Origin of the sequence: Actinomadura sp. 6N118 (assembly GCF_044326415.1) — a bacterium.
Taxonomy (GTDB): Bacteria; Actinomycetota; Actinomycetes; order Streptosporangiales; family Streptosporangiaceae; genus Spirillospora.
The window spans coordinates 229,083-255,339 of the sequence record NZ_JBIRAZ010000001.1 but is presented as its reverse complement, the minus strand read 5'-3'; the positions used below and the strand labels follow the sequence as shown (position 1 = coordinate 255,339).

The window sequence follows — 26,257 nt, the reverse complement described above, 5'->3', positions numbered from 1 at the left end:
GACACCATGACCGACCACACCGTGGCCCAGGTCGACGACGCCTGCGCCGCGGCGGGCCGCGCCGCCGCCGAGTTCGGCGACCTCACCGCCGTGCCGCTGACCACGCGGGCCGCGTTCCTGCGCGGCATCGCCGACCGGCTCGACGAGGCCGCCGGTGAGCTGATCGCCCTGGCCGGCGAGGAGACCGGCCTCGCGGAGGGCCGCCTCACCGGCGAGCTGGCCCGCACGACCGGGCAGCTCCGGTTGTTCGCCGGCGTCGCCGAGGACGGCGGCTTTCTGGACATCGTGATCGAGGAGGGCGACCCGGCCCTGTACCGGCTCAACCGGCCCATCGGACCGGTCGCCGTGTACGCGGCGAGCAACTTCCCGTTCGCCTTCTCCATCGCGGGCGGCGACACGGCCGCCGCGCTCGCCGCCGGTTGCCCGGTGGTCGTCAAGGCGCACCCGGGCCACCCGCAGACCTCCCGCCGGACGGCCGAACTGGTGCTGGACGCACTGAACGAGGCACCGGCCAAGGCCCCGGAGGGCACGTTCGCGATGGTCGAGGGGTTCGAGGCCGGCCGCGCGCTGGTCCAGCACCCCGCGATCCGGGCGGCGGCCTTCACCGGCTCGACCAGGGGCGGGCGGGCACTGTACGACCTCGCGAGCGGGCGCCGCGACCCGATCCCGTTCTACGGCGAGCTGGGCAGCGTCAATCCGGTCTTCGTCACGCCGTCGGCGGTGCGTGAACGTGCCGATGAGATCGCCCGCGGCTTCACGGCGTCGTTCACCAACAGCAGCGGCCAGCTGTGCACCAAGCCGGGCCTGCTGTTCCTCCCGGCGGGGCACGGTTTCGGGGACACCCTGAACCGCCTGGCCGACGAGATCGCGCCGCGCCCCCTCCTGACGAGCGGCATCCAGGACGCCTTCGCCGAAGGCCTGGACGACCTGGCCGCGCGTCCGGGGGTGTCACTGCTGGCCGGGCAGCGGTCGGACGGCGACCCGGTCCCGGCCGTCTTCTCCGTCCCGGTGAGCGACCTGACGCCGGAGCTGTGGGAGGAGCACTTCGGCCCGGCCACGCTCATCGTCGAATACGACACCGAGGAGGAACTGCTCGCCGCCGCCGGCGCCATGCCCGGCTCGCTGACGGCCACCGTCCACGCCGAGCCGGAGGACGACCGGCTCGCCGACGCCCTCCTGGACAAGGTCCGCGACCGCGCGGGCCGCATCGTCTTCAACGGCTGGCCGACCGGTGTCGCGGTCACCGCCGCCATGCACCACGGCGGTCCCTGGCCCGCGACCACCTCGCCGTCCCACACCTCGGTGGGCACGGCCGCGATCCGCCGTTTCCTGGTCCCTGTCGTCTACCAGAACGTTCCTGCCCGGTTGTTGCCCACCCCCCTGAAAGGTCGTTCATGAAACTCACCCGACCCGTGGCCACCTCCGCCGCCGTGCTCACCGCGACGGCCCTCGTCCCGGCCGCCGCCCCCAAGATCTCCAAGGAGGCCTTCGGCGCCCTCCCCTCAGGCACCAAGGTCGAGCGGTACACGCTGTCGAACGGCCGGGGGATGCGGGTGCGCATCCTCACGTACGGCGGCATCGTGCAGTCGCTGGACGTCCCCGACCGGCGCGGGCGCAGCGGTAACGTCGCGCTGGGCTTCAAGTCGCTCGCCGGCTACCTCAGCCCGGCCTACGTCACTGAGAACCCGTACTTCGGAGCCATCATCGGGCGGTTCGGCAACCGCATCGGCAAGGCGAGCTTCACCCTGGACGGCAAGACCTACAAGGTGCCCGCCAACGACGGCGACAACAGCCTGCACGGCGGTCCCAACGGCTTCGACAAGTGGGTCTGGAAGGCCCAGCCGATCAAGAAGGGCCGCGACGTCTCGCTCCGCCTGACCCGCGTCAGCCCCGACGGCGAAGAGGGCTACCCCGGCAACCTCACCACCGCCGTCACCTACACCCTCACACCGCGCAACGAACTGCGCATCGGCTACAAGGCCACGACCGACAAGCCCACCGTGGTCAACCTCACCAACCACACCTACTTCAACCTGGCCGGTGAGGGCTCCGGTGGCGTCTACGACCACTCGATGCGCATCAACGCCAAGCGCTACACCCCCGTTGACACCACCCTCATCCCGACCGGCAAGCTCGCCCCCGTCGCGGGCACGCCGCTCGACTTCACCAAGCCGCACAAGATCGGCGAGCGCATCCGCTCGAACCACCCTCAGATGGTGCGGGGGCGCGGCTATGACCACAACTGGGTCCTGAACGGCAAGCACGCCGCCCGCGTCACCGAGCCGCGCAGCGGCCGGATCATGGACGTGCTGACGACCGAGCCGGGCCTGCAGTTCTACTCCGGCAACTTCCTCACCGGCCGTCTGGTCGGGACCAGCGGCCGGGCCTACCGTCAGGGTGACGGTTTCTGCCTGGAGACGCAGCACTTCCCCGACTCGCCCAACAAGCCCAACTTCCCGTCGACGACGTTGAGGCCCAGTCAGAACTACAACACCACCACGACCTACGCCTTCTCCGCCCGCTGACCCGTCCAGGGCGGGCGGCCCCGGCCGCCCGCCCTTTCGGAGACACCTCATGAAATGGGACATCGCCCTCCCCGCACAGGCACAGCTCGGCGAAGGCCCCACCTGGGACCCCGCGACCCGGCGGCTCCTGTGGGTGGACGTGCTCGCTTCCAAGATCCACACGTACCACCCGGGCACCGGCTCCGACGAGGTCTTCAGCGCCGACCAGCACGTCGGCGCCGCCAAGCCGCGGGCGAACGGGGGCCTGGTGGCCAACCTGCGTGACGGCGTCGGCCTCTACGACCCGGACGGCACGTTCCACTGGCTCGCCCACCACCCCGAGGAGGGCTGCCGGGCCAATGACGCGGCCGTCGCCCCCGACGGCGCGCTGTGGGCGGGCACCATGCGCTACGACGAGGCACCCGGCGGCGGCAAGCTCCGCCGCGTCACCGCGGACGGCACCGTCACGACGATCCGCTCCGACGTCACGGTCAGCAACGGCATCGCCTGGAGCCCGGACCACAGCCTGATGTACTACGTGGACACCCCGACCCGCCGGATCGACGTCCTCGACTCTGACGTCCCCGACCCGGTGTTCCGCCCGTTCGTCCATGTCCCCGGCCTCCCGGACGGCCTCACCGTCGACGCCGACGGCTGCGTCTGGGTTGCCCTCTGGAGTGGCGGCCGGGTCCTGCGCTACACCCCCGCCGGGACCCTCGACCGCACCGTCGAGATCCCCGCCCGCCAGACCACCGCCTGCGCCTTCGGCGGGCCGGATCTGCGCGACCTCTACGTCACCACAGCAACCACCGCCGCCCCGCCCGACGACTCCCACGCCGGATCGTTGTTCGTGGTCCCGAACGCGGGCCAGGGCCTGCCCTCCACCACGTTCCCCGGCTGAGCAGGCAACGGCAAGATCGTTTCGTCCGGGTCAGGACAGCCTGGTTTCGGCCAGTCGTGCGCAGTCGAAGGTGAGGCCCAGCCCCCGGTGGTCGCCGGGGGTGAGCATGCCGTCGGCGATCTGGACCGGGTGCGGCTCACGCAGCAGGCCGAGCGCGGCGAACGACGCGTCCTCGACGTCCTCAACCATGGTCGGCATCGGGAGGCAGCAGGCGAGCTGGCCCGAGATGTCGGGGAGCAGGTGCGGGAACGTCGGGACGTCGAACGTGCGGGCCAGCTCGACGATGCGCAGGAACGGAGTGATGCCGCCGACGCGGATGACGTTGGGCTGGACGATGTCGCACGCGCCGGCGACGAGGAGGTCGCGGAACTGGTACGGCGTGTAGGTGTTCTCGCCGAGGGCGATCGGGACGTCCACGCTCGCGCGGAGCCGGGCGTAGGCGTGGACGTCGGCGGCCGGGAGCGGCTCTTCGATGAGGTACGGGTCGTACGGGCGGAACGCCTCGATGGCGCGCAGGGCCCGGGGCAGGTCCCAGCGCTGGTTGGCGTCCAGCATGAGCTTGGCGCCGGGCCCGATCACGTCGCGGACGGCGGCGACGCGTTCGACGTCGCCGGCCGGGTCGTCCAGGCCGACCTTGATCTTGACGGCGCTGTGGCCGTGCCGGACCCACCGTTCAGCCTGGGCGACCAGTTCCTTGAGCGTGTAGTGCCGGTTGACGCCGCTGCCGTAGGCCTCGACGGCGTCGCGGCGCCGGCCGAGCGTCTCGACCAGGCCGTCGGCGGCGTGCAGATCCCAGAGGGCGAGGTCCACCGCCGCCAGGGCGGTCGTGACCAGGCCGCCCCGGCCCGCCTCGTGCAGATGCCACCAGAGCCTGTCGAAGACCACTCCGGGATGGGCCGGCAGGCCCACCACGGCGTCCTTGATGTCGGATTCGAGCAGTGCGTGGACCGCCTGACCTCCGACCCACGGCGCCCACGAGAATCCCGTGCCGGCGCGCTCGTCGTGCGTGGTCAGCACGGTGACGATCACGTGGATGTGGGTCATCTCCGGACTCCACGGGCGGATCATCGGGACCCGGTGGAGCGTGCTGCTCAGATCGGTGATCATGCGAGCCGGCCGCCGTCTCGCTGCTGCTCCTGGGACGGATCGGTGCGCAGGCGGGCGTGCAGGCCACCGTCCACGCGGAGCACGTGCCCGTTGAGCTGCGCGGCCGCGGGCGAGGCGAGGAAGAGGGCGGCGTCGGCCACCTCCTCGGGCGCCGTCGTACGGCCCGAAGGGAGGTCCGTGGCGGGCCGGACGTCGCCGACGACGCTCGCCGGGGCGATGCAGTTGGCGCGGACACCCTGACCACCGAGCTCGACGGCGATCGCGCGGGCGAGGGCTTCCAGGGCCGCCTTGGTCACGTCATAGGCGGCCTGGTCGTCGTGAGCCCGCGAACCGCCCGGCGACGACATGTTGATGATGACGCCGCCGCGTCCGGCCTCCCGCCAGTAGCGGACCGCACGGACCGACAGGAGATAGGCCGACCGCAGGTTGGCGGCGACCACCTCGTCCCACAGGGCCGTGCCGATGTCGATGAACGGGGTCCGGACCTCGGTGATCGCGGCGTTGTTGACCAGCACGTCCAGGCCGCCCGCCCGGTGGAGGCGGGCGAAGACGTCGTCGGCGACCTCCTCGCGGGCCAGGTCGCCGACCACCGTGGTGACCCTCGGCACGTGCCGGAAGGCCTTGAGCCCGTCGGCGTCGCAGTCCACGGCCACGACGTCGGCGCCGCATTCGGTGAAGCGGGCGACCAGGGCGCGCCCGATCAGCCCGGCGGCGCCGGTCACCAGCACACGCTCACCCCAGTAGTCGAATCTCACGGCGCTCATTCCGCAGTCGCCTCCCTCACCTGGGTCACGATCTGTGTCGGGTTGACGAACACCAGCGCGATGATCAGCAGCATCGCCGACAGCGCCATGTAGATCACGGCCATGGCGTCGATGGCCTGGGCCGCGCGGATGCCCGGGGTGAACGCGGCGCTGTAGAGCGCCACGATGAGGGTCTGGCTGTCGGCGTCGGCGACCAGGAAGGTCAGCTCGAACATCGCGACGGTCCGGACAAGGACGAGGATGCCGGCGGCCAGGATGCCGGGCAGCAGGAGCGGCACCAGCACGCGGGTGAAGACCTGCCGGGTGCGCGCGCCGCACATCCGCGCCGCCGACTCGACATTGGTGTCGATCTGCTCGACGAACGGCGTCATCACCAGCACGACGAACGGCAACGCCGGCACGAGGTTGGCGGCGACCACCCCGGTCATCGTCCCGGCCAGGTGGAACTTGTAGAGCACGGTGGCGAGCGGGATGCCGTACGTGATGGGCGGGAGCAACACCGGGAGCAGGAGCAGCAACAACACCGCGCGCTTGCCCGGGAAGTCGCGGCGGGCGAGGGCGTACGCGGCGGGCACTCCGAGGAGCAGCGACAACGCGACCACGGCGAGCGTGACGGCGAGCGTGGTCTGCAACACCTCGCCCAGCGCGAACTCCGACCATGCGTCGGAGTACCACGCGGTGGTGAAGCCCTGCGGCAGCCAACCGGCGAACCAGCTGGTGCCGAACGAGTTGACCACCACCGAAAGGATCAGCGCGGCCAGGTTGAGCAGGAAGAACGCGACGCAGCCCCAGACGATCCAGCTGCCCGCGCGCCCGGCGGGCAGACCGCGCCGGCGCGATGCGGCGTGGGATGCGGTGGGGGATCGGCCGATGCTCATGCGCCCTTACCTCCCGCCGACGGCCCGGTGTAGAGACGGCCGCGCACGAGGAGCGTGACCGAGATGACCAGCAGCTCGAACGCGCCCATCAGCACGGCGATCGTCGACGCCATCGAGTAGTCGTACTTCTCGAACGCCGACTGGTAGGCCGCGATGGCCATCACGCGCGTCTCGTCCGCCGGTTCGCCGACGAGGTTGGCCGACGGGAACACCGAGAAGGCGAGCACGAAGGCCAGCACGAACGTGGTCGCCAGCCCCGGCGCCAGCAGCGGGAGCAGGATGCGCCGCATCCGCTGCCACGGCCCGGCGCCCAGCGTCGCCGCCGCCCGTTCCAGCGTCGGGTCGATGCCCGACATGTAGGCGAGCACGAGCAGGAACGCGAACGGGAAGCCGGTGATGATCAGCGAGAACAGCACGCCCCAGTAGTTGTAGATCAGCCGGACCGGCTCGTCGACCAACCCGAGGTCCAGCAGGACCCGGTTGAACCAGCCCTTCGGCCCGAGGTAGCGCAACAACCCGTCGGCGACCAGCACCGTCCCGAGCGTGACCGGCAGCACGAGGATCGCCGTCAGCGCCCGCCGCCCCCGGAACCTCCCGCGCAACCGGTACGCGATCGGCACCGAGACACCCACATTGATCAGTGCGGCGGGGAGCGCGAGCCGCAACGTCTTCCAGATGGTGTCGCGCTGGTACGGGTCGTCGAAGAACGCGCGGTAGTTGGCGAGCATCCCGCCGCCCTTCTGCGGCTGCAGGGAGAGCCCCACCCCGTACATCATCGGGTAGAGGAACAGCAGGATCACGACCAGGAGCGCGGGCACCAGCAGGAGCAGCACCCGGTCCACACCGCGTTCCGCGAGCCGGTGCCGGAGGCCGCCCGCCCGCCGTGGCGCACGCGGCGCGCTGGGCGTCGTGCGTTCGGTGTCGACCGCCATCACGCCTCCTCCGGCCCGGCGCCGTACACGGCACCACTGGCGGCGTCCACCGCGGGATCCACGGCGTCCGCGTACACCAGCACGCGTTCCACGGGCACCGCGAGCTCGATCCGCTCGCCTGGCGCAACCCGTTCGGGCAGCCGGAAGTGAATGATGTGCCCGCCCTCGGTGACCCCTTCGGCGGCGACCTCCCGGCCGTGGAACTCCGACACCTCCACCCGCACGCCGAGGGTGTTCCGATCACCTGGCACGGCGCGCCGGAAGTCCTCCGGCCTGACGGCGGCGACCGCGCGCGACCCGGAGATCCGCTGCTGCGGAACGCCGGTCAGCCGGAACGTGCCCTCCCCCACCACGACCTGGCCGTTGTCCGTCGTGACCCGGCCGTTCTCTGTCGTCACGACTGGGAGTTCCAGCAGGTTGCGGTATCCCATGAAGCCCGCGATGTACGTGCTGGAGGGGTAGGTGTAGACCTCCTCGGGCGTGCCGATCTGCTCGACCTTCCCCGCGCGAAGCACCACGAGCCGGTCGGCGAGGGCGAGCGCCTCCTCCTGGTCGTGCGTCACGTACACCGTGGTCAGGCCGAGGTCCTGGTGCATCCGCCGGATCTCGGTCCGCATCTGGACGCGCAGCTTGGCGTCGAGATTGGACAGCGGCTCGTCCATGAGCACCAGCCGCGGCCGGAGCACGACCGCGCGGGCGATCGCCACCCGCTGCTGCTGCCCGCCCGACAGCTGGCCGGGCAGCTTGCCGGCGTGCTCGGTGAGCTCGACCAGCGCGAGCGCCTCGTCCACCCGCCGCCTGATCTCGGCCTTGCCGACCCGCCGCACCGAGAGCCCGAACGCGACGTTGCGGCGGACCGACAGATGCGGGAAGAGCGCGTAGTTCTGGAACACCATCCCGAAGCCGCGGCGTTCCGGTGGCAGCCCGTCGATCCGTTCGCCGTCGAGCCAGATCGAGCCGGCCGACAGCGGGAGCAGCCCGGCCAGGCAGTTGAGGGCGGTGGACTTGCCGCAGCCCGACGGGCCGAGGAGGGCCAGGAACTCGCCCCCTTCGATCCGCAGGTCGAGCTCGCTGAGCGCCACCGCCGAGCCGAAGCGCCGGGTCACTCCGTCCAGCCGCAGATGGTCGAACGCGGCGCGCCGCTCGCCCGCCATGACGGTCTCCGGCGTCATGACTTCTTCACCTTCTGGCCGCCGACCTCCTTGTCCCATTTATCGAAGGCGGCGACCATGTCCTTGGCCTCCAGCGGCGGGACCTTGGGGTTGTCCGCGATGAGCTTCTCGTACTCAGGCCGGCCGAACTCCTTGATGACCTGCTGGCTCGCGGGCGGGGCCATCGTCACCGGCACGCCGTTCACCGCGGGCCCGGGATAGAAGTAGCCCTTGTCGTAGGTGATCGCCTGCTGCTCCGGTGTGAGCGCGAACTTCATGACGTCGGCAAGCAGGCCGAGCTTCTCACCCGAGATGCCCTTCGGGACGGCCATGTAGTGGGCGTCGGTGACCCACGTGAAGCCGTTCAGCGACTGCGTCTTCATCTCCTTGGGCACCTGCTGCAGGACGCGCGGATTGATGTCCCAGCCGGTGGTGGTGAGGATGATGTCACGCGATCCTTCGCCGAGTTCCTTCATGGTCTGCGAGGTGCCCGTCGGGTAGTACTCGACGTACTTGTCCAGCTCCTTGAGGTACGCCCAGGTCTTGGACCAGCCGTTGACGGGATCCTTGGGGTTGGAGTCCTTGAGGATGTAGGGCAGCCCCATCAGCCACGTACGGCCAGGTCCGGAGTTGGCGGGCCTCGCGTACATCAGCTTCTTGGGGTGTGCCTTGGCCCAGGCCAGCAGCTCCTGCGCCGTCTTCGGCGGGTTGGGCACGGTCTTGGGGTTGTACTCGATGAGCGGGCCCGACGGGTAGTAGGTCACGACGACACCCTTGCCATGGGCGAGCTCCTGCATCTTGGCGGCGGGCGGCTGGTAGAGGCTGTTGATGTCGGGGAGCTTGTCGGCGTACTTGCCGAGCAGGTCGATCCACAGGTTCTGCTCCAGCCCGGCCGACAGCCCGTCGGTCCCGGTCAGCACCAGGTCGATGTCCAGCCGTCCCGCGTCCTGCTGGGCCTTGACCTTCCCTGCCAGCTCCGGCGCGGTGACCTTGGTGTAGGTGATGTTCTTGATGAGCTTGGGGTTCTTCGCCTTGTAGTTCTCGAAAATCTGCTGGGTGAGCTGCAGGTTGCCTGCCACGTCGATGATGTTCAGCGTGACCTGCTTGGTGGGGAGCTTGACGTCGCCGGCCGCGGGCTCGGCGGCCGGCTTGCCCCCCGAGTCCGGGGAGCCGCACGAGACCAGCCCGGCGAGCAGGCAGCCGGCGGCGGCGAGGGAGACGGCGGAACGAGCGGAAAAGGTGGAACGAGCGGCGGGAACGGAGGGGGCGGAGATGCGCGGAGATCTCATGGGGGTGGTCCTCCTGGGCGAGCCGGATCCTACGTCGGCCCGGTGGTGCTCCGGATGACGAGACGGGTCGCCAGCTCTTGTGCCGGCGGAGGTGGCGGCGCCCCCGGCGCCCCACCGACGAGTCGCGTGAGCAGCATCGCGGCGGCGCCCCTGGCCACGGCCGGGACCGGCACCGCCACGGTGGTGAGGGGCGGCGAGGTCATCGACGCCATCGGGATGTCGTCGAAACCCACCATGCTGATCTCGCCGGGCACCCGCACACCGCGGCCTTCCAGCCGGGACCGCACGCCGAGCGCGACGAGATCGTTGTAGGCGAAGACCGCGGTGACGTCCGCGGCCAGCACTTCGTCGGCGGCACGGTAGCCGCCGGTGAAACGGGGTTCGTACGGGCCGAGCACGACCAGCTCGATGCTGCGCTCGGCACACCTGTCATGCAGGGCCTTGCGCCGCTGGCGGTTGGACCACGAGTCGAGCGGGCCGGACAGGTAGGCGCACCGCCGGTGCCCCAGGGCGTGGATGTGCGTCACCGCCTGCTCGATGCCCGGCTGGACGTCCATCGAGATCGACGGCACCGTGCGGCTGAGGCGGTTGGCCAGCACGACGGGGATCTTGGCCGCGATCGACCGCACCCGCATCCCCGACATGCGCGGCGAGCACAGGATCAGCCCGTCCGCGCGCTCCACCATGGCCTCGGCGAGCCGCACCTCGGTGGCGCCGTCCTCGTCGGTGTCGGCGAGGAAGACCGCGTAGCCGGTCTGCCGGAAGTAGGCCTCCACGCCCTTGATGAACGGGGCGAAGAACGGGTTGGCGATGTCGGGGACGATCAGGCCGACGCTCATCGTGCGGCCCAGGACAAGGGACTGCGCCGCCCGGTTGGGCTGGTAGCCGAGCCGTTCGGCGCATTCGAGCACGCGGCGCCGGGTCTCGGCGTTGACGAGCTCGGGGTTGTTGAGCGTGCGCGAGACCGTGGACGCGGAGACACCGGCCAGAGCCGCCACCGCCCGGATCGTCGCCCGGGCGCCGTCCTCGGAGGCACCCATGCCCGGGAGTATGAAAACGTTTGTGGTACGAGTCAATAGGCCTCAGGAGCCGAGAATCTGGAGCGGGCAGGCCTCAGGGGTCGAGCAGGGAACGGCGCAGCCACTGCTCCACGCCCGCGACGTGGACGGTCGCCCAGCCGCGCGCCACGTCGGGCTGCCGGTCGGCGATCGCGTCGAGGATGGCCTGGTGCTCGGCGTGCGTCCGGCCCCAGGCGCCCTCCTGCGTGAGCCCCCGCCAGATCCGGCCGCGCATCGTCGGGCCCGACAGGTTCTCCAGGAGGGAGCACAGGACGGAGTTGCCCGACGCCTCGGCGATCCGGCGATGGAACTCCAGGTCGTTCGCCACCAGGTCGTCGGCGGACGAGTCGGCGCCGACCCGGTCGAGATGGGCGCGCAGCTCCTCCACCTGCTCATCGGTCATGCGAAGCGCCGCCATCGCGACCGCGTGCGGCTCCAGCAGCCGCCGCACCTCGAAGAACTCCAGCACGGTCGTGTCGTGGTGGACCTCGACGACGAAGCTGAGCGCGTCGAGGAGCAGGTTGGGCTCCAGGCTGGTGACGTACGTGCCGTCCCCCTGCCGTACGTCCAGCACCCGCATCAGGGACAGCGCGCGGACCGCCTCGCGCAGCGAGTTCCGGGAAAGGCCGAGCTGAGCGGCCAGATCGGCCTCGCGCGGCAGCCGGTCGCCGGGCCGCAGCGACCCCGAGACGATCATCTCTTTGATCCGCTCGATCGCCTCATCGGTGACTGCCATGCCCGCTCCCCCATAGATCGGATGTATCACGCCCGAGAATGCCACAGCGCCCACCGATCCCCGTTGACAGACACATAGAGGTCGGATCTAATGCGCCTACCGGCCACCCAGTTCCATCCACTCACGATGCGAGAGGGAGGACCCGGCATGAGAAGACGTCCGGGGGCCTGGACATCCACGCTATCGGCGGCACTGGGCCTCGCGCTCGGCGCGGCGGCACTCGGCACGGGCGGCTGCTCGGTGAAGGACGACTCGGGCGGCGCGTCCGGCTCGGGGTCGAAGGAGATCACGTTCCTCGTCTTCGAGACGCCGAACCTCACCCCGCAGGTCTGGGACGCGAACATCAAGCGCGTCACGTCCAAGCACCCCGACATCAAGGTGAAGAAGCTCGTCGCGCCCACCCAGGACCGGACCGCGTACGCCAAGCAGCTTCTCACCTCCGGGCAGTTCCCCGACGTGATGGTCGCGGTGTCGCCGGCGGGCTTCGCCGAGAGCGGCAACCTGTACGCGTGGCAGCCGGGCGAGCTCAAGGACTTCACCAACCCCGGCAACGGCGCGGTCGGCGGCAAGATCTACCAACTGCCGGCCAATACGCAGACGATCCCGGTCGTCTACTACAACAAGAGCCTCTTCACCAAGGCGGGCGTCGCGGCCCCGCCCAAGACCTACGCGGAGTTCCTCGCCGCGTGCGCCAAGCTCAAGGGCAAGGGCATCACACCGCTGGTCGTCGGCGGCGGACACGACGCGCTCGGCCCGACATGGGCCGGGATCCTGGGCACCGACGTCTACGCCAAGAACCCCAAGTGGATGCACGACCGGCGCGCGGACAAGGTGAAGTTCACCGATCCCACGTTCGTGAGCGGCGCCCGCAAGCTCGCCGACCTGGCGGCCAAGGGCTACATCGACAAGCGCGACCTGTCACGTGACTACGCCGCGACGCAGCAGGCGTTCGTGGACGGCAAGGGCGCGATGTACGCGATGGGCAACTGGTTCGCGGCGGCGGCCGACAACCCCGAGACCAAGCCGAAGTTCGAGATCGGGCAGTTCTTCTGGCCGTCCGATGACGGGAAGCTGGTCGTGCCCGCGTTCACCGGCGGCGGCCTGCTGGTCAGCGCCAAGGCCAAGAACCTCGACGCGGCCAAGAGGTTCGCCTTGGGCTTCCAGCTCGACAAGGCCAACCTCGACACCTCCACCGCGAACGACGGGCTCTTCCCCGCGATCAAGGGCTACACGCCGCCGGCGACCGCGGGCCCCGTCTTCAAGGCCGGCTACGACCTCTACCAGCAGGGCGTCCAGGCGAACGCCGTCGTGCCCGCCTTCGGGTTCGAGGCCGGCGACGACGGCATGCCCGCAGGCGTCGTGGAGAAGTGGGACTCGGCTGCGCAGGACCTGGTCACCGGCCGCCGCACACCGGAACAGGTCGCGAGATTCCTGGACGGCGAGTGGGCCAAGGGATCTTGAGGCGGCGGGGCACGGGGCTGTGGCACTTCCTCACGTTCGGGGCGCCGGGCATCACGGTGTACGTGTGCTTCGTGCTGGCGCCGATCGTCGTGAGCTTCGGCTACAGCCTCACCAACTACAACCCGTTCGGCCCGCCGACCCGGTTCGTCGGGCTCCGCAACTACCGGCTGCTGATGCAGGATCCGGAGTTCCTGCTCTCGCTGCGGGTCACGACCATCCTCACCGTGATCGTCGTCGTGGTGCCCAACGTGCTGGGGCTGGCGATCGCGGTGCTGCTGGACCGGCGGGGCTGGTTCTACAACGCGCTGCGGACGGTCTTCTTCACGCCGGTCGTCCTCAGCACCGTCGTGGTGAGCATCATCTGGATCCGGCTCATGGCCGACGACGGGCTGATCAACCAGGCGCTGCGCGGGCTCGGCGTCGCCGAGCCGCCGGGCTGGCTCTCGGATCCCGAGTACGCGCTCTACTCGCTCGGGATCATCCTGTCCTGGCAGATGCTCGGCTTCTGCGTCGTCGTCTACCTGGCCGGGCTGCAGGGCGTGCCGCAGGAACTCCAGGAGGCGGCCGCGATCGACGGCGCCGGGCCGGTGTCGCGGTTCCGGCACATCACCTGGCCGATGCTGGCCCCGGCGCTGACGATCAACACCGTGGTGATGCTGATCTCGGCGTTCAAGGTGTACGACCACGTCCAGGTCATCACCAAGGGCGGGCCGGGCACCGGCACGACCGCCACGGTCGCCTACAACGTGATCCAGACCGGCTTCGTGGCCAACCGGCAGGGCTACGCCTCGGCGATGGCGATCGTGATGCTGGTCATCATCGCTGTCGCCTGCGCGATCGCCCTCAAGGTCCTGCAACGACGTGAGGTGCAGTTGTGACCCTGTCCCGCGTCTCGTCCACACCTTCCACACAGTCGGCCGCCATGCGCGGCGAACGGGCGCCGTGGGTGCGGCCGCTCGTGGCGCTGGCGGCCGGCACGGTCTTCTTCGTCCCGCTGTACGTGGCGTGCGTCAACGTCATCAAGGAGGGGCCGCGGATCGCCAGGGAACCGGCGTCGCTGCCCGTTCCGCCGACCCTGGACAACCTCCAGTCGGTGCTGAGCCGTCCTGACCGGCTGTTCTGGGTGAGCCTGACCAACAGCCTCGTCGTCACCGGGCTCTCGGTGGTGATCCTCACCGTGCTGTCGGCGATGCTCGGCCACTACCTGGTGCGTTCCGGTGGCCGCTGGTCACGGCTGGTCATGCTCCTGCTCCTGTGCGGGCTGATGATCCCGCCGCAGGTGATCCTGCTGCCCATCACGCGGGTGCTCTCCACGTTCCACCTGATGACGACCGTGCAGGGCCTGGTGCTCTTCAACGTGGGGTACTACGTGCCGTTCGGCGTGTTCGTGTTCTCCGGGTTCATGCGTTCCATCCCCGTGGAACTGGAGGAGGCCGCGGCGATCGACGGCGCCGGGCGGTGGACGGTCTTCTGGCAGGTCGTCTTCCCGCTGCTGCGGCCCGCCACCGCGAGTGTGCTGATCTTCCTCGGGGTATGGATCTGGAACGACTTCCTCAATCCGCTGATCATCCTCGGGCCCGGCCAGGGCACCACGGTCACCACCGGCGTCTACCGCTCCATCGGCCAGTACCAGGCCGACTTCGGCAGCGTCTTCGCGATGATGTTCCTGGCCACCCTCCCGGTGCTGATCCTCTATCTGCTGCTGCAACGGCACTTCGTCAAGGGACTGACGGGAGGGGCGACGAAGGGATGAACCGCATCGCCGAGGTGCCCGTCGACGCCGATCGCGGGCGCGTGTACGAACACGGATGGCAGAGCTGGAGCCCGTCCGCCACCTATCCCGTGACGGCGACCGGCGAGCGGCCGCGCGTACGGCCCGGCATCATGCAGACGATGTGCTGGCGGCCCGGCCGCCCCGGCCCCGCCCGCGGCTTCCAGGGAGAGGGCCTGCTCGCGGTCGATCCGGGCGACGGCTCGCCGGTGCGCCTGTACGCGGCGCGCGACGGCCGTACCGAGATCCCGTCGATCCGGGCGGTCCTCCACGGCGACCGGCTCGCCATCGACGCGAACGGCGACGTCGAGGAGATCCGCCATGCCGGCACCGTCGAGTCGGCCCTCGCCGGCTGGGCGGACACCTTCGCGTGGGGGAACGTGCCCCGCCGGGCGCCCACGGTCTGGTGTTCCTGGTACCACTACTTCGGCGGGGTCACCGCCGCGGACGTGATCGAGAACGTGGCCGCGATCGCGGACCGCGGGCTGCCGGTCGACGTCGTGCAGATCGACGACGGCTGGCAGGCCGGGATCGGCGACTGGCTGGCCCAGTCCGCCCCGTTCGCCGAGCTGCCCGCGCTGGCGGCCCGCATCCGCGACGCCGGGCACCGGTGCGGAGTGTGGGTCGCGCCGTTCCTCGCCGGCGAACGCAGCATGCTCGCCCGCGACCACCCCGAATGGCTGATGGGCGACGCCGGCCGGAACTGGGACCAGGGCCTGCGCGCCCTCGACGTCACGCACCCGGGCGCGGAGGCGTACCTGCGGGAGGTCTTCACCCGCCTGCGCGCCCTGGGCTTCGACTACTTCAAGGTGGACTTCCTCTACGCGGGCGCGCTCGACGGGCCGCGCTGCACGGACATTCCGGGCCCGGCCGCCTACCGGCACGGGCTCGACGTGATCCGGGAGGCGATCGGGCCGGACGCCTACCTGCTCGGCTGCGGCGCGCCCATCCTGCCCAGCGTCGGGCTGGTGGACGCGATGCGGGTCGGGCCGGACATCGGCCTGACCGTACGGCCGCCGTCCGGTGACATGTCGCGGCCCTCCCAGCACGCCGCCGCCGCGACGACCGTCGCGCGGGCTTGGCAGCACGGCCGTTTCTGGGTGAACGATCCGGACTGCCTGGTCGCGCGGCCCGCCATGGAGGAACGGGAGGCCTGGGCGCGCACGGTGGAACGCTTCGGCGGGCTGCGGGCGTCGTCGGACCGCATCCTCGACCTCGACGCGTGGGGCCTGGAGACCACGCGCCGCCTCCTGACCGGCCCGCCGCCACCGACCCCGTTCACACCCACCGGGTAGCCGGACGGTCCCACGCGTCCAGCGTGGCCCCCTGCTCACCGCAAGCCGCCGAAAATCGGCCACAACCCGCCATCCGGCCTGGGTGTATTGATCGATGGCGCGGCCGGGGGGAGACTTCAAGGGCTGGGGAGGGCCAGGGTTTCCTCACAGACCGGCCCCCGCCAGGCAAGGCCTCGGTCGTGCCATGCCCCCGTTGGCACGGCTGGGGCCTTGTCGCGGCTCAGCGGCTCATTGGCCCCCGTCAGGGGCGTCATCGGGTGCCCCGGTCCCGGTCTCCCGGGGGCCCTCGAGCAGCCTGCGGTGATGCTCGAACCGCGCCCAGGCCTCGGCGTACTGCTGCTCCCAGGTGTCGCGCTGCTCGTCGAAGCCCTCCAGCCACTCGCCGGTCGTGGCGTCGAAGCCCTCCGGGTACTTGTAGTTGCCCTTGTCGTCGTACTCGGCGGGCATGCCGTAGAGGGTCGGATCGAAGTACTCGTCGCGCGTGTCCGCCTCGTTCGCCTGCTTGAGCGACAGGCTGAGACGGCGCCGGCCGGGATCGATGTCGACGATCTTCACGAAGATCTCGTCATGGACCCGGACGACCTCGTCGGGAGTCTCCACCCGGCCCTCGGCCAGCTCGGAGATGTGCGCGAGGCCCTCGATGCCGTCGTCGACCCGCACGAACGCGCCGAACGGCATCAGCTTGGTGACGCGGCCGAGCACGAAATGCCCGATCTGGTGGGTCCGGGCGAACAGCTGCCACGGATCTTCCTGGGTGGCCCTCAGCGACAGGGAGACGCGCTGGCGCTCCATGTCCACGCCCCGGACCTCGACCGTGACCTCCTGGCCGACCTCGACCACCTCAGAGGGATGGTCGACATGTTTCCAGGACAGCTCTGACACGTGGACCAGGCCGTCCGCGCCGCCCAGGTCCACGAACGCGCCGAAGTTGACGACCGAGGAGACCACACCCTTGCGGATCTGCCCCTTCTGGAGGCTGTCGAGGAAGGCCTGGCGGGCCTCGCCCCGCGATTGCTCCAGCAAGGCGCGGCGGGACAGCACCACCTTGTCGCGGTCCTTGTCCAGCTCGATGATCTTGACCTCGAGCTCGCGGCCGACGTACGGCCTCAGGTCACGGACCCGTCGCATCTCCACCAGGGCGGCCGGCAGGAAGCCGCGCACGCCGATGTCGACGATCAAGCCGCCCTTGACGGCCTCGACGACGGTACCGGTGACGATGCCGCCCTCGTCCTTGGCCTTTTCGATCGCGCCCCAGGCCTGCTCGGCCTGCTCAGGCTGCTCGGCGGCCTGCTCGGCCTGCTCGGCTTGCTCAGGCTGCTCGGGCTGCTGGGCCTGCTCGGGCTGGGTGCTCTCCACCCCCGCGGGGAGCTCTTCTTGGGAGTCGATGTCGTGGATCCTCATCTGTGCGCCGGTGGAAACCGGGGACCGGGCCTGACGACACGGTACGCGCCAGGTCCCAATGTTTACCGAAGTGTAGAAAACGGACGGTGGGTATGGGATCGGCGTACCAAAAAAAGGAGGAACACACAATGCGCCGCATCAGCGCCGCACTTCAGGCCATAATCTCCACCCTCATCAACGTCATCACCCTACCGTTCCGGGTACTCGCCAGTCTTCTCGCACCCTCGCGCCGCCGTTCCCGCCGCCGGTCCGTGTGACCCCATCCACCCGGAGCCCACGCGGTGATCAGGCCTCGGACGCGGTGATCAGGCCTCGGACGCTCTGGGCCACGTGGCCGTGTCGGTGATCTGGGTGAACGCGACGATCAGATCGTCGCGCAACGTCAGGTCATGCGCGAAGGCCGCCTCGAAGGGCACTCCGGTGGCCCTGGCCCTCCCCCGGTAGCGCCCGAGGACCACGCAGCGTTCGGGGCCCGACCAGAGGAACTCAGCGGGCACCGGTGCCGTCTCGTACGCGGCGAAGATGACGCTCCAGCAGTCGCGAAGGGCATTCTGCGGTCCATGATGATCGCCGCCGACGCCGAGGGGCATGCCGGCGCTGACCGTGAGCACGAGCTCCGGGTGGAGCGTGGCGAGCAGCCGGGCGGGGTCACCGGCCGCGAAGGCCTCGTAGAGGCCCTCCACAGTTTTAGAGGACATTCTCCAAAACTACGGGCGTCGGCGGCCAGCACTGCGGCGGCATCGAGAATCTGGTCGGCGTCGAACTTGGCAGGTCGTCCCACGGCTTCACGGTAACGACCCCGGCGGCGGGTCAGGGCTGCAGGGCCAGGGTCTGGCCGGCCAGCTCGGCGAACCGGATCGCGTTGCGGACGGCGGCGCCGTTCGGGTCGTTGTTGAAGTAGACGTAGGCCTCGTCATGATCGGCCTCGTTGATGCGGCTCACCCAGGTGGCGAGGGCCTGATCGCCGTACGTGGGCCACGGCTGGGCCGCTCCCTCGTGGAACCGCACGTACAGCCAGTCCGTGGTCCGCCACAGCGGGGTCAGCGGGCGGCTGTGCCGGTCGGCCCAGCACAGCGCGGCGCGGTGCCGTTCGAGCACGGAGCGCACCTCGTCGGACCACCACGAGGGATGCCGCGGCTCCACCGCCACCCGTACCCGACCGGGAAAGCGCCGCAGGCAGGCGGCGAGGCGCTCGGGCTCGGCCTGCAACGTCGGGGGCAGCTGAAGCAAGATCGGCCCAAGCTTGGGACCGAGGCCGTCGGCGACGCTCATCAGCCGTGCCACCGGCTCCTCCGGCTCCCGCAGCCGCTTCATGTGCGTGAGGAAGCGGCTCGCCTTCACCGCCATCACGAAGCCGTCCGGCGTACGGTCCCGCCAGCTCTCGAACGTCTCCCTCTTGGGCAGTCGGTAGAAGGCGTTGTTGTTCTCGACCGTGGCGAAGCTCTCGGCGTACCGCTCCAGCCACCGCCGCTGGGCCAGCCCGCTCGGGTAGAGCAGCCCGCGCCAGTCGGCGTACTGCCAGCCGGACGTGCCGATCAACATCGCGCCTCCCCCCTGGGAGGCCCGTACCCGCGAACTGCGCCCTCATGACAGCCGTGCGCCCACACGGGCCGGTTTTGTCACACCCCGTGCGTACGATCGACCGGCACCTCAACCATGATCGGATTGCCATGACCTTCGCGACCAATGTCACCGTTCGCGGCTACGAGCTCGACACCCAGGGCCACCTCAACCAGGCGGTCTACATGCAGTACGCCGAGCACGCGCGCTGGGAGTGCCTGCGCGCCGCCGGGCTGCCCGGGGACAAGCTGCTGGCCACCGGGGTGGGTCCCGTCACGCTTGAGACCAACCTCAAGTTCCGCCGGGAGCTGCGCGGCGGCGACGAAGTCGACGTCACCTGCAGATTCGTCTTCGGAGACGGCAAGACGTACCGGATCGAGCAGGAGATCCGCCGGACGGACGGCACGGTCGCAGCCGAGATCACGAGCGTCTGCGGTCTCCTGGATCTCACCGAACGGCGTCTCCTCCACTCACCCGGTGACCATTTCGCCTCACTCGCGGAGCGTCCCGAGACGCTCGGCGGCTAGCCTTCCGGGGTGAGATGTCGCCACGCAAAGATCGTAAGCTGAAGGTCATGTCCGACGGCCGCCCCGGGTGTCTCTGCATCATCGACCATGACTACGGTGACCGCGACCGCCTCGACAATTTCGAGCTCCGTACGATCGTGCACGTCAGCCAGTACGGGTGGAGCGTGGTCCTGGTCCCGGGCGACGCCGAGGGGCCCGGCTGGGCCTACACGATCGGGCTCTGGCACAGCTTCCGCTCGCCTGAGCTGGCGATGTTCGGCGGCGACATCTACGAGATGGAAGCCATCCTCAACACGCTCGGCCAGCAGACCGCCGACGGGGACTCTCCTGAGGACGGCGGCCGCCGGGAGGACGTGGTGCGCGGCCAGACCGCCGCCTTCCGGACGGTCGACCCGCGCTGGTACGACGGCTTGTTCAAGGGGGCGCTGTCGTTCTACCGCCGGCCTCCGCTGCCCTTTCTGCAGGTCGTGTGGCCCGATGACCAGGGGCTGTACCTGTGGCAGCCCGGCACCGAGCTGATCTTCCGCCACTCGCAGCCCTGGTTGTGGCTCAACCCGCGGCAACACCCCGAGGGTGCGTGGACCCGGCACCTGTGAGCCCGCCCGGCATAGGGTCAGCGGGTGTTCGGGCCCCTCGCCGAGATCATCGAGACCCAGCGCCTCCTCCTGGAGCCGCTGGCCGTCCATGACGCCGACGAGATGGCCGAGGTGCTCGATGATCCCCGGCTCCATGACTTCATGGGCGGCGAGCCGCTGACCGCCGCCGAGCTGCGCGCCCGCTACGAGCACCTGGTCGCCGGCCCCGCCCCGTTCCACCAGGAATGGTGGCTCAACTGGATCGTCCGCCGCCGCCGCGACCGGCAGGCCGTCGGCTACGTCCAGGCAACCGTGACCCCGGGTACCCTTGAGGCGCCCGGCGCACCCACGCTGCGAGCGGACGTAGCCTGGGTCATCGGGATGCCCTACCAGGGCTTTGGCTTCGCCACCGAGGCCGCCGCCGCCATGCTCCGCTGGCTTCGAGATCACGCCGTCCGGGAGATCACCGCCGCCGTGCATCCCGGCAACGAACCCTCTGCCGCCGTCGCCCGCAAGCTCGGGCTCCACCCCACCTCCTGCCGGTCGGGCGACGACGTCGTGTGGAAGATCGTGTGGAAGGAGGCCGGGGGGAAGCAGGCGGTGTGGAGGAACGAGTGAGAGATCCGGATCGCGGGGTAACACCTCGATCTCGTTCTGTACCCGCCGAAATGTCGGCGGGTACGCAACAATCGACGGGCCACGCACTCAACGGTCAGGGAGTGGGAACGATGCCGGAGGTCTGGCCTGGCGAGCCGTATCCGCTGGGCGCCACCTGGGACGGCACGGGCACCAACTTCGCGCTGTTCTCCGAGGTCGCCCACAGGGTCGAGTTGTGTCTCTTCGACGACGAGGGACGCGAGGAACGGTACGAGCTGCCCGAGGTCGACGGATATCTCTGGCACGGCTACATGCCCGGCATCGGCCCGGGCCAGCGCTACGGCTACCGCGTGCATGGGCCGTTCGAGCCCCGCGAGGGCCATCGCTGCAACCCTGCCAAGCTGCTGCTCGACCCGTACGGCAAGGCCGTCGAGGGCGGCGTGCACTGGCACGAGTCGCTGTTCTCGTACGACTTCGGCGACCCGGACACCCTCAACGACACCGACAGCGGCCCGTACATGCCGAAGAACGTCGTGATCAACCCGTTCTTCGACTGGTCCGACGACCGGCCGCCGCGGACCCCGTACCACGACACGGTGATCTACGAGGCGCACGTCAAGGGACTCACCAAGCTCCACCCCGGCATCCCGGAGGAGCAGCGCGGCACCTACGCGGGGCTGGCCCACCCGGTCATGATCGACCATTTCCTCGATCTCGGCGTGACCGCGGTCGAGCTGATGCCCGTCCACCAGTCCATCCCCGAGCACGCCATGGTCGCCCGCGGCCTGACCAACTACTGGGGTTACAACACCATCGGCTTTCTGGCCCCGCACAACACCTACAGCGCCTCCGGCGAACGGGGCGAGCAGGTCCTGGAGTTCAAGGCGATGGTGCGCACGCTCCACGAGGCGGGGATCGAGGTCATCCTCGACGTCGTCTACAACCACACCGCCGAGGGCGACCATCTGGGGCCGACGTTGTCGTTCCGCGGCATCGACAACGCCTCGTACTACCGGCTGCGCGACGACGACAAGCGCTACCACCTCGACTACACGGGCTGCGGCAACTCGCTCAACGTGCGCAGCCCGCACGCGCTCCAGCTCATCATGGATTCGCTGCGTTACTGGATCCTGGAGATGCACGTGGACGGGTTCCGGTTCGACCTGGCGTCGGCACTGGCGCGCGAGCTGCACGACGTCGACCGGTTGTCAGCGTTCTTCGATCTCGTCCAGCAGGATCCGGTGGTCTCGCAGGTCAAGCTGATCGCGGAGCCGTGGGACGTGGGCGAGGGCGGCTACCAGGTGGGCAACTTCCCTCCGCTGTGGACCGAGTGGAACGGCAAATACCGCGACACCGTCCGTGACTTCTGGCGTGGGCAGACCGCGACGATGCCTGAGTTCGCGTCCCGGCTGACGGGGTCGAGCGACCTGTACGAGCACAGCGCGCGCCGCCCGTGGGCCTCGATCAACTTCGTGACCTGCCACGACGGCTTCACACTCAGCGACATCGTCGCGTACAACCGCAAGCACAACGACGCCAACGGCGAGGCCAACCGGGACGGGACCGACGACAACCGTTCCTGGAACTGCGGTTACGAGGGACCCACCGACGATCCGGCGATCCTCGAACTCCGTGCCCGCCAGCGCCGCAACCTTCTGGCGACCCTCTTCCTGGCGCAGGGTGTGCCGATGTTGTCCCACGGCGACGAGCTCGGCCGCACCCAGCATGGCAACAACAACGCGTACTGCCAGGACAACGAGCTGTCTTGGATCGACTGGCACAACGTCCGCCACGAGGACCTGGATTTCGTCCGCTCGCTCGCCCAGCTCCGCAAGGACCATCCGATCTTCCGCCGGCGCCGCTTCTTCAAGGGCGGCCCGCTGGGCGGCGGCCCCGCCGACATCGCCTGGCTGACACCGGCCGGCGTCACGATGACCGACGACGACTGGGCGGTGGGCTTCGCCAAGTCGCTCGGGGTCTTCCTCAACGGCGAGGCCATCACCGAGCCCGACCCGCGCGGCCGGCGCATCAGCGACGACTCGTTCCTCCTGCTCATCAACGCGCACTCGCAGTACGTGGAGTTCACGCTGCCCGGTCCGGAGTACGGCGAACGCTGGGAGTACGCCCTCGACACCGCCGCGCCCACCACGCTGGGCGAGCGCGAACGCCTCAAGGCGCAGGACCAGCTCGACGTGGCCAGCCGCGCCCTGATCGCCCTCCGCCGCATCTGATCGCCTTCTGGCGCGTCTAGCTGCGGCTGACCTCAATGGCCGTGAGGAAGACCAGGACGAACGTCGCGACCGCGACGACGCCGTGGACCAGCACGGCGGTCGCGGGAAAGTCCTGCTCCGCCCCCCGGGCATGCCGCCCGCCACGGCCCACCAGCCAGCGCGTGAAGAGCAGGAAGCCCTGAAGGATCACCACCAGCAACACGCCGAACGCTCCCCAGGCATAACCGGCCTCATCGGTGACCAGATAAGCGATCCACACGATGAGCCCCACCACGGCCGCGAGCGGATGACCCACCATGACGAGCATCGGGAAGCGCGTCACCTTCGTCGCCTGCCGTCGCAGTCCCCCGGTCCGCGTCCAGATCATCAGCAGATGGATCCCCGCGACGGTGCTCAGGACCCACGCGGCAAGCGCGACGAACTCCACACCCGCTCCCTCCGGTGCGGTGCCTTCCCCTGTCCTGATTGTCGCCCTGACTCAACCCCACCATGACCGATTCGTGAATATGAGGACACAGACCGTTATCGGCCACCCCTCACCGCACGGGTGCATGTACGCCGGGCTTCCAGGGCAAAGCCCTGATCTAGGGTGGAAATCGAAGTCGCATCCGAGATGTGGGGGGTGGATGATGCAGCGGCTCTCTTCTGCTTCTGAGTCTGTCGACTCTGCTTCTGAGTCTGTCGACCTGGCCGAGGCCTATGCGTATCCGGCGGAGGGGGCGTGGTTGCGCGCCAACATGATCTCCACGCTGGACGGGGCGGCGTGGTCGCTCGAAGGGCGCAGCGGGGGGCTCGGGAACGAGGCCGACCGGCAGTTGTTCTCCCTCATGCGCGGGCTCGCGGACGTGGTGATCGCCGGAGCGGGGACGGCTCGCGTCGAGCGGTACGGCCCTGTCGTTCCCGGGCCCGGGTGGGAGGAACTCCGGGCCGGGCGGACGGCCGTGCCGCCGCTGGCCATCGTGTCCCGGCGGCTCGAACTCGATCTGGGCGGGCCGTTGTTCACCGACGCCGACCCGCCGACCATCCTGCTGACGGTCGAAGACGCGCCCGCCGACCAGCTGCAGCTGGCGCAGGAGGTGGCCGATGTGATCATCGCGGGTGAGCACTCGGTCGACTTCACCGTGGCCGTCAAGCAGTTGGAGGCACGGGGGCACCGGCGGCTGCTGTGCGAGGGCGGGCCGCATGTGCTCACCCAGATCGTGGAGGCCGGGGTGCTCGACGAGCTGTGCCTGACGCTGAGCCCGATCATGCTTTCGGGGGCGGCCTCGCGCATCCTGAACGGGACGACGCTGGCGGCGCCGTCGAACATGAAACTCACGCAGGTGCTTGAGGAGGAGGGTTTCCTCTTCACGCGCTACTTCAAGGCTTGAGGTCCTCCCCGCCTTGAAGGGCGGCGATTCCAGCCTGCCTGTACCGCATGGTGAGGGTTGCTCATCATGCGGCCTGGGGCTGACCTAGTACCGGCAGCAGACTGATGGCCGGGCTCTCCCCTGCGACGGAGAGCCCGGCCATGCCTTGGGCCGCGTCAGGCGTTACGGGCGCGCGGTCTCGTTCTCGATGGTCTCCTGGATGATGTCGCGCTCCGACTTCGCGCGGGCCTTGGGCGCGGCGTACGGCCGCAGATAGGTCTGCTTGACGCCGGGCACGCGGTCCTCGATGACGAAGGTCGCCTTGACCGACGCGGCGGCGCCGGGCGTGCGCACAGCCGGCAACGTCGTGAAGTCGGCCTTCATCTCGTCCTTGTCGATCCTGGTCAGCACATAGCCGCGCTGGTTGTTGTAGAACCTCAGATGCGGGTTGATCTTGAGGAACGGGTGGCTCGCCGGGTCGGAGTCGGCGCCGTCACCGCCGCTGGTGATCGAGCTGCAGACGAGCTCGGAGCCGACCACCGTGGAGTTCGGGTCGTCGTAGTTCGCCTTGAGGTCGCTGGCCCAGTGCGCGTGCACGTCGCCGGTGAGCACGACGGCGTTGCGCACCTTGGCGTCCAGCCAGCCCTTGGTGATGCGGTCGCGGGACGCCACGTACCCGTCCCAGGAGTCCATGCTGGTCTTCTTGACTGGCCCGTCCGTGTTGTCGCGCTGGGCGAAGAAGACCTGCTGGCCGAGGACGTCCCAGCGGGCGCCCGACCGGCGGAAGCCGTCCAGCAGCCATTTCTCCTGCGCGGCGCCCGTGATGGAACGCGCCGTGTCGGACGCGGCCGCGCAGTCCTTGTACCCGTCGCCGCAGGCCTGGTCGTCGCGGAACTGCCGCGTGTCGAGCATGTGGAAGCTGGCCAGGCGGCCCCAGCGGACCCGCCGGTAGAGCTGCATGTCGTAGCCCTTGGGCACCGAGCTGCGGCGCAGCGGCATGTTCTCGTAGTAGGCCTTGAACGCGGCTGCGCGGCGCTCGCGGAAGACGGCCGGGTCGGGCGTGTCGGATCCGGCCTCGGGCACCTCGTCGGCCCAGTTGTTCTCCACCTCGTGGTCGTCGAAGACCACCAGCCAGGGCGCGGCGGCGTGCGCGGCCTGCAGGTCGAGGTCGGACTTGTATTGGGCGTGCCGCTGCCGGTAGTTGGCGAGCGTGACGGTCTCCGGGCCCTCATGGTCGCGGACGTTGCCGCCGGGGCTGTTGTAGACGCCCTTCTTGTACTCGTACTGGTAGTCGCCCAGGTGCAGGATCAGGTCCGGCTGCTCCTCCGCCAGGCGCCGGTACGCGGTGAAATAGCCGTGCTCGAACTGCGAGCAGGAGACGAACGCCATCGCCAGCGCCGGACCGAACGAGTCGTTGCGCGGCGCCGTCCGGGTGAGTCCGACCGGCGAGATGTGCCCGGCGACCCGGAAGCGGTACCAGTACTCGCGGCCGGGACGCAGCCCGCGCAGCTCGACGTGCACGCTGTGGGCCGAGCCAGGGCGCGCGGCGGCGACTCCGCGGCGGACGATGCGGCGGAACCGCTCGTCCGAGGAGACCTGCCACTCCACCGGGTAGGTCATGTCCGGCATACCGCCGAGGCCGTCCTCGGCGAGCGGGTTCAGCGCGAGCCGCGTCCACAGCACGAAGCCGTCGGAGTCGGGGTCACCGGAGGCGACGCCGAGAGTGAACGGGTCGGTCGGGAGCGTCGCAGGGCGGCCCGAGGCGGCGCGGGCGGTGCCGGGAACGCCGGTCACGGCCGCGGCGGTGCCCACCGCCAGACCTGAGGTGACCAGGCCTGAAGTGACGAAGAAGGATCTCCGGTTGAGCGCACGCCCGGAAGGTAGGACGGGGTCGGTCGATTGGGGCGAACTCGCGTCAGCCATGAGGGGGGGCCTTTCGAGGGGATGTCAGGGCAAATCGCCCGACAGCCTCACGAAGGTCCGTGGCCGCGGAGTACCGCTGGGATGTCGCTCAGTCCAACAAATACGATCAATTGGACGAGCCGTGAGAGGGGTGCTCAGAAACGAAGAAAAGGCCCGCGCGACAGCGGACCAACAGGGATGGTAATCTAGCAACTTGCGTCAAAGAGGACGCACGACACCGATCCTATGAATAGGAGTGTAGCCGAGG

General features: G+C 69.7%; 26 protein-coding genes. 13 read left to right on the top strand and 13 right to left on the bottom strand.

Translation table 11 applies throughout. The annotated features are described in order from the left end of the window. Window positions 1–6 precede the first annotated feature (6 nt). The 3 genes from ACH34W_RS01090 to ACH34W_RS01080 are packed head-to-tail and all read left to right on the top strand — an operon-like array spanning window position 7 to window position 3,405. Window positions 7–1,398 (top strand): aldehyde dehydrogenase (NADP(+)), encoded by a 1,392-nt coding sequence (locus tag ACH34W_RS01090; protein WP_395958734.1) that lies wholly within the window; start codon window positions 7–9, stop codon window positions 1,396–1,398. Next, window positions 1,395–2,525, top strand: a complete 1,131-nt coding sequence (locus ACH34W_RS01085; RefSeq protein ID WP_395958733.1) for an aldose epimerase family protein — start codon at window positions 1,395–1,397, stop codon at window positions 2,523–2,525. The genes ACH34W_RS01090 and ACH34W_RS01085 overlap by 4 nt, the downstream gene beginning before the upstream one ends. A 49-nt stretch (window positions 2,526–2,574) precedes the next feature. Next, window positions 2,575–3,405 carry an SMP-30/gluconolactonase/LRE family protein gene (locus ACH34W_RS01080; protein WP_395958732.1) on the top strand — a complete coding sequence of 277 codons (831 nt, stop codon included), beginning with the start codon at window positions 2,575–2,577 and terminating at the stop codon, window positions 3,403–3,405. A 30-nt stretch (window positions 3,406–3,435) separates the two neighbouring features. Here the strand turns inward: ACH34W_RS01080 and ACH34W_RS01075 are convergent, their stop codons facing one another. From ACH34W_RS01075 to ACH34W_RS01040, 8 genes are all read right to left on the bottom strand, one after another. Beyond that, window positions 3,436–4,449 (bottom strand): mandelate racemase/muconate lactonizing enzyme family protein, encoded by a 1,014-nt coding sequence (locus ACH34W_RS01075; RefSeq protein ID WP_395958731.1) that lies wholly within the window; start codon window positions 4,447–4,449, stop codon window positions 3,436–3,438. Between the two features lie 59 nt (window positions 4,450–4,508). Continuing rightward, window positions 4,509–5,276 carry an SDR family NAD(P)-dependent oxidoreductase gene (locus ACH34W_RS01070; RefSeq protein WP_395958730.1) on the bottom strand — a complete coding sequence of 256 codons (768 nt, stop codon included), beginning with the start codon at window positions 5,274–5,276 and terminating at the stop codon, window positions 4,509–4,511. Next, complete coding sequence (locus ACH34W_RS01065; protein WP_395958729.1) at window positions 5,273–6,154, bottom strand: ABC transporter permease; 882 nt, start codon at window positions 6,152–6,154, stop codon at window positions 5,273–5,275. The genes ACH34W_RS01070 and ACH34W_RS01065 overlap by 4 nt, the downstream gene beginning before the upstream one ends. Beyond that, on the bottom strand, window positions 6,151–7,086 hold the full coding sequence (locus ACH34W_RS01060; RefSeq protein WP_395958728.1) for an ABC transporter permease: 936 nt from the start codon (window positions 7,084–7,086) through the stop codon (window positions 6,151–6,153). Before ACH34W_RS01060 ends, ACH34W_RS01065 begins: the two co-directional genes overlap by 4 nt. Beyond that, window positions 7,086–8,258: an ABC transporter ATP-binding protein gene (locus ACH34W_RS01055; protein WP_395958727.1), complete on the bottom strand. Its 1,173-nt coding sequence runs from the start codon at window positions 8,256–8,258 to the stop codon at window positions 7,086–7,088. The genes ACH34W_RS01060 and ACH34W_RS01055 overlap by 1 nt, the downstream gene beginning before the upstream one ends. Beyond that, a complete protein-coding gene (locus ACH34W_RS01050) occupies window positions 8,255–9,526 on the bottom strand; it encodes an extracellular solute-binding protein (protein WP_395958726.1) in 1,272 nt (423 codons plus the stop codon). Before ACH34W_RS01050 ends, ACH34W_RS01055 begins: the two co-directional genes overlap by 4 nt. Before the next feature lie 29 nt (window positions 9,527–9,555). After that, window positions 9,556–10,566 carry a LacI family DNA-binding transcriptional regulator gene (locus ACH34W_RS01045; RefSeq protein WP_395958725.1) on the bottom strand — a complete coding sequence of 337 codons (1,011 nt, stop codon included), beginning with the start codon at window positions 10,564–10,566 and terminating at the stop codon, window positions 9,556–9,558. Window positions 10,567–10,639: 73 nt separating this feature from the next. Further along, window positions 10,640–11,320: a FadR/GntR family transcriptional regulator gene (locus ACH34W_RS01040; protein ID WP_395958724.1), complete on the bottom strand. Its 681-nt coding sequence runs from the start codon at window positions 11,318–11,320 to the stop codon at window positions 10,640–10,642. Between the two features lie 147 nt (window positions 11,321–11,467). Between ACH34W_RS01040 and ACH34W_RS01035 the strand changes: the two genes are divergently transcribed. Genes ACH34W_RS01035 through ACH34W_RS01020 form a run of 4 tightly spaced genes read left to right on the top strand, consistent with a single transcriptional unit; the run spans window position 11,468 to window position 15,847 of the window. After that, on the top strand, window positions 11,468–12,781 hold the full coding sequence (locus tag ACH34W_RS01035) for an ABC transporter substrate-binding protein (protein WP_395958723.1): 1,314 nt from the start codon (window positions 11,468–11,470) through the stop codon (window positions 12,779–12,781). Next, a complete protein-coding gene (locus ACH34W_RS01030) occupies window positions 12,778–13,659 on the top strand; it encodes a carbohydrate ABC transporter permease (RefSeq protein ID WP_395958722.1) in 882 nt (293 codons plus the stop codon). The genes ACH34W_RS01035 and ACH34W_RS01030 overlap by 4 nt, the downstream gene beginning before the upstream one ends. Beyond that, window positions 13,656–14,534: a carbohydrate ABC transporter permease gene (locus tag ACH34W_RS01025; RefSeq protein WP_395958721.1), complete on the top strand. Its 879-nt coding sequence runs from the start codon at window positions 13,656–13,658 to the stop codon at window positions 14,532–14,534. Before ACH34W_RS01030 ends, ACH34W_RS01025 begins: the two co-directional genes overlap by 4 nt. Continuing rightward, the gene (locus ACH34W_RS01020) at window positions 14,531–15,847 is read left to right on the top strand and encodes a glycoside hydrolase family 36 protein (RefSeq protein ID WP_395958720.1); all 1,317 of its coding nucleotides are present in this window, start codon (window positions 14,531–14,533) and stop codon (window positions 15,845–15,847) included. Before ACH34W_RS01025 ends, ACH34W_RS01020 begins: the two co-directional genes overlap by 4 nt. Before the next feature lie 228 nt (window positions 15,848–16,075). Here ACH34W_RS01020 and ACH34W_RS01015 read toward each other — a convergent pair whose 3' ends face one another. After that, the gene (locus tag ACH34W_RS01015; protein ID WP_395958719.1) at window positions 16,076–17,248 is read right to left on the bottom strand and encodes a S1 RNA-binding domain-containing protein; all 1,173 of its coding nucleotides are present in this window, start codon (window positions 17,246–17,248) and stop codon (window positions 16,076–16,078) included. Between the two features lie 92 nt (window positions 17,249–17,340). Between ACH34W_RS01015 and ACH34W_RS01010 the strand changes: the two genes are divergently transcribed. Then, complete coding sequence (locus ACH34W_RS01010) at window positions 17,341–17,505, top strand: LPFR motif small protein (protein WP_395958718.1); 165 nt, start codon at window positions 17,341–17,343, stop codon at window positions 17,503–17,505. 48 nt (window positions 17,506–17,553) lie between these two features. Here the strand turns inward: ACH34W_RS01010 and ACH34W_RS01005 are convergent, their stop codons facing one another. Together ACH34W_RS01005 and ACH34W_RS01000 are read right to left on the bottom strand one after the other, a co-directional pair. Then, a complete protein-coding gene (locus ACH34W_RS01005; RefSeq protein ID WP_395958717.1) occupies window positions 17,554–17,946 on the bottom strand; it encodes a nuclear transport factor 2 family protein in 393 nt (130 codons plus the stop codon). A gap of 112 nt (window positions 17,947–18,058) precedes the next feature. Beyond that, the gene (locus ACH34W_RS01000) at window positions 18,059–18,790 is read right to left on the bottom strand and encodes a DUF72 domain-containing protein (protein ID WP_395958716.1); all 732 of its coding nucleotides are present in this window, start codon (window positions 18,788–18,790) and stop codon (window positions 18,059–18,061) included. A 128-nt stretch (window positions 18,791–18,918) separates the two neighbouring features. Between ACH34W_RS01000 and ACH34W_RS00995 the strand changes: the two genes are divergently transcribed. The 4 genes from ACH34W_RS00995 (at window position 18,919) to glgX (ending at window position 22,738) form a co-directional block, all read left to right on the top strand. Next, complete coding sequence (locus ACH34W_RS00995; protein ID WP_395958715.1) at window positions 18,919–19,335, top strand: acyl-CoA thioesterase; 417 nt, start codon at window positions 18,919–18,921, stop codon at window positions 19,333–19,335. 47 nt (window positions 19,336–19,382) lie between these two features. Continuing rightward, window positions 19,383–19,931, top strand: a complete 549-nt coding sequence (locus tag ACH34W_RS00990; protein ID WP_395958714.1) for a DUF4262 domain-containing protein — start codon at window positions 19,383–19,385, stop codon at window positions 19,929–19,931. Window positions 19,932–19,955: 24 nt separating this feature from the next. After that, a complete protein-coding gene (locus tag ACH34W_RS00985) occupies window positions 19,956–20,528 on the top strand; it encodes a GNAT family N-acetyltransferase (RefSeq protein WP_395958713.1) in 573 nt (190 codons plus the stop codon). A 110-nt stretch (window positions 20,529–20,638) separates the two neighbouring features. Beyond that, entirely contained in the window at window positions 20,639–22,738 is a 2,100-nt protein-coding gene (gene glgX, locus ACH34W_RS00980) for a glycogen debranching protein GlgX (RefSeq protein WP_395958712.1), read from the top strand. Window positions 22,739–22,754: 16 nt separating this feature from the next. Here the strand turns inward: glgX and ACH34W_RS00975 are convergent, their stop codons facing one another. After that, window positions 22,755–23,165, bottom strand: coding sequence for a hypothetical protein (locus ACH34W_RS00975; protein WP_395958711.1), 411 nt, complete (start codon window positions 23,163–23,165; stop codon window positions 22,755–22,757). A 298-nt stretch (window positions 23,166–23,463) separates the two neighbouring features. Between ACH34W_RS00975 and ACH34W_RS00970 the strand changes: the two genes are divergently transcribed. Beyond that, a complete protein-coding gene (locus tag ACH34W_RS00970) occupies window positions 23,464–24,108 on the top strand; it encodes a pyrimidine reductase family protein (RefSeq protein WP_395958710.1) in 645 nt (214 codons plus the stop codon). A gap of 162 nt (window positions 24,109–24,270) precedes the next feature. Here the strand turns inward: ACH34W_RS00970 and ACH34W_RS00965 are convergent, their stop codons facing one another. Further along, window positions 24,271–26,010 (bottom strand): alkaline phosphatase D family protein, encoded by a 1,740-nt coding sequence (locus ACH34W_RS00965; protein WP_395958709.1) that lies wholly within the window; start codon window positions 26,008–26,010, stop codon window positions 24,271–24,273. Window positions 26,011–26,257 lie beyond the last annotated feature (247 nt).